The following is a 2968-nucleotide window of genomic DNA, read 5'->3' as shown; positions in this document are numbered from 1 at the left end:
GCGGGCCTTCTTGACCATCGGCGTGTTGGTGAGGATTTCCGGCGGCTCGCCATTCGGGCCGGGGCGCAGGTCGCGCACGCCCATGGCGCAAGACGCCTGCGGCTTGGGCGGGCCGCCCTTCACCTCGATCAGGCACATGCGGCAATTGCCGGCGATCGACAGCCGCTCATGGAAGCAGAAGCGCGGCACTTCCGCGCCGGCGTCCTCGGCCGCCTGCAGCAGCGTGTAATGGTCGGGTACCGTGATCTCTTTCCCGTCGACCTTTAGCTTTGCCATTCGCCTCAAACCCTCGCGGATGTCCGCAATCTATCTTCCGGGCGCGGTTTGCACCGCGCCCGGCTTTTCAAATCACTTCGCGGCGAGCGCCGCCGCCTGCGCAGTCCAGTCGTCGCGGCCGATGCGGCCGGCAAGCGACAGATAATCTTCCACCCAGGCGATCTCTTGCGACGTCCAGGCCGCGATCTGCTCATAGGTCCAGATACCGAGACCGTTGAGCACCTTCTCCAGTTTCGGTCCGATACCCGAAATCGCCTTCAGGTCCGACGGCTTCGCCGGCTTGTCGACGGCCTTCGGCTGCCTGAAATCCTCGGGCATCAATGCGGCCGCTGCCGGCTGGGCGACAATATCGGCCCCGGTCGTGTCGAGAGCCTTCTCGGTCGCGTTCACCGCGATATCGGTCACGTCCCTGGCAAAGGTCTGCGCCTCGGCGATCAGGGTCTCGGTCGCCTTGCGCGCCTTGGACGCATTGGCGACCGCTTCGCTCTGCGCCTCGAGATCGTCGAGGAAAGGCTGGAACATGCGCTGCGAAGCTTCCAGCGCGCCGGTGAAGGCGCCCATCCACATGCCGACGGCCTGGTTGGCAAAACCAATGCCCAGCGCCGACATCGCCGCCGCGCCCGCGACCGGATGCGCCAGAAGGTTGACGGCGCTGGCCATCTCCTTCGGCATCATCTTGGTCAGGTCCTGGTTCATCTTCTCGAGCTGGTCCAAATCAGGCATGAACGGATAGGGTATCGAATACGGCGCCATAGAGTTCTCCTGGTCGTTTTTCGTATGCCCCGCCCCTGCTTTCCGTCTCGGGCTTGCGCCCGTATTTCGAAGTCTTATTCCGCCGCCACCATCACCGGCTCGACCCGGTGCGCGTTGCGCGAAAACTCGTCGATGCGGCGTTCCACCTCGCCGCGGAAATGTCGCATCAAGCCCTGGATCGGCCAGGCCGCCGCGTCGCCCAGCGCGCAGATCGTGTGGCCCTCGACCTGCTTGGTGACATCGAGCAGCATGTCGATCTCGCGCTTCTGCGCTTCGCCGCGCACCAGCCGCTCCATCACCCGCCACATCCAGCCGGTGCCTTCGCGGCACGGCGTGCACTGGCCGCAGCTCTCATGCTTGTAGAAGTAGGACAGCCTGGCGATCGCCTTCACGATATCCGTCGACTTGTCCATGACGATGACGGCAGCCGTGCCGAGGCCGGATTTCAGGTCGCGCAGCGCATCGAAATCCATCGGCGCGTCCATGATCTGCTCGGCCGGCACCAGCGGCACCGAAGCGCCGCCCGGGATGACTGCCAGCAGATTGTCCCAGCCGCCGCGGATGCCGCCGCAATGCGTCTCGATCAGCTCCCGGAACGGGATCGACATCGCTTCTTCGAAGGTGCACGGATTGTTGACCTGGCCGGAGACGCAGAACAGCTTGGTGCCGGCATTGTTCGGCCGGCCGAAGGACGAGAACCAGGCCGCGCCCCGGCGCAGGATGGTCGGCGCCACCGCGATCGATTCGACATTGTTGACGGTGGTTGGGCAGCCATAGAGGCCGACATTGGCCGGGAATGGCGGCTTCAGCCGCGGCTGGCCCTTCTTGCCTTCTAGGCTTTCGAGCAGCGCCGTCTCCTCGCCGCAGATATAGGCGCCGGCGCCGTGATGCATATAGACGTCGAAGTCGTAGCCGGACGTGTTGTTCTTGCCGATCAGCTTGGCCGCGTAAGCCTCGTCGATGGCGCGCTGGAGCGCCTCGCGCTCGCGGATGAACTCGCCGCGCACATAGATGTAGGCCGCGACTGCGCCCATGGCGAAGCCGGCAACCAGCGCGCCCTCGACCAGTGTGTGCGGATCGTTGCGCAGGATGTCGCGGTCCTTGCAGGTGCCGGGTTCGGATTCGTCGGCATTGATGACCAGATAGCTCGGACGGCCGTCGCTCTGCTTGGGCATGAACGACCACTTCAGTCCGGTCGGGAAGCCGGCGCCGCCGCGGCCGCGCAACCCGCTAGCCTTCATCTCATTGACGATCCAGTCGCGGCCCTTGGCGATGAGACCGGGCGTATCGTACCAGATGCCGCGCGACTGCGCGCCGGCCAGCGACTTGTCGAAGAGGCCGTAGATGTTGGTGAAGATGCGGTCTTTGTCCTGAAGCATTTGTCGTCCCTCAGACCGGCTTCTTGCCGAAGACGCGGATGTATTCGGCGACGCCGCCTTTGGCGAGCGCCTTGGCCTGCTTCACCCAGTCGTCGCGCTCGATGCGGCCGCGGAAATTGAGATAGCCGTCGACCCATTCGCGCTCGGCCTTCTTCCAGGCCGCGACCTGAGCGAAGGTGTAGATGCCCAGCGAATGCAGGATCGCTTCGATCTTCGGCCCGACGCCGGAGATCAGCTTGAGATCGTCGACCGTCGCCGGACGCTCGATGCCGGCCGGCCGGTTCTTGTCATCCAGCGAAGGCTTTTCCGTCTTGGCGACCGGCTGCTTGGTTTCCGGCGCCTTGAAAGCGGCCGCCGGCTCTGCCTTGTTCTTGGGCCCGCTGCGCGGTTTGGAAACGGCCTCGACTTCCGGAGAAGCCTGATTGGCATTGGCGGCCGAATGGCGCGGCGCCCTGACACTGGCCGCCTTCTCGGTGGCCGGAGCAACCTTGACCGGCGACGGCGTCGCTAAGGCCGGGCTGGTCTCGGGCGCATCGGTCTTCGGCTTGCCGGATTTGGAC

General features: G+C 65.0%; 3 protein-coding genes and 1 pseudogene. All 4 read right to left on the bottom strand.

All coding sequences use genetic code 11. The annotated features are described in order from the left end of the window. Positions 1 to 276 (bottom strand): 2Fe-2S iron-sulfur cluster-binding protein (locus EOA27_RS29880; protein ID WP_127257925.1); only part of this gene is annotated, 276 nt, incomplete at its 3' end. Between the two features lie 72 nt (positions 277 to 348). Next, positions 349 to 1029, bottom strand: a complete 681-nt coding sequence (locus tag EOA27_RS29875) for an NADH-ubiquinone dehydrogenase (RefSeq protein ID WP_127257923.1) — start codon at positions 1027 to 1029, stop codon at positions 349 to 351. 74 nt (positions 1030 to 1103) lie between these two features. Next, positions 1104 to 2408, bottom strand: coding sequence for an NADH-quinone oxidoreductase subunit NuoF (gene nuoF, locus EOA27_RS29870; protein ID WP_127257921.1), 1305 nt, complete (start codon positions 2406 to 2408; stop codon positions 1104 to 1106). 10 nt (positions 2409 to 2418) lie between these two features. Beyond that, positions 2419 to 2968: pseudogene (locus EOA27_RS29865) on the bottom strand (NADH-quinone oxidoreductase subunit E); the annotation flags it as partial.

The sequence above is a fragment of the Mesorhizobium sp. M2A.F.Ca.ET.037.01.1.1 genome, assembly GCF_003998075.1.
GTDB lineage: Bacteria > Pseudomonadota > Alphaproteobacteria > Rhizobiales > Rhizobiaceae > Mesorhizobium.
Note: the sequence above shows the minus strand (reverse complement) of the source record. Positions and strands in the feature narration are given on the sequence as shown.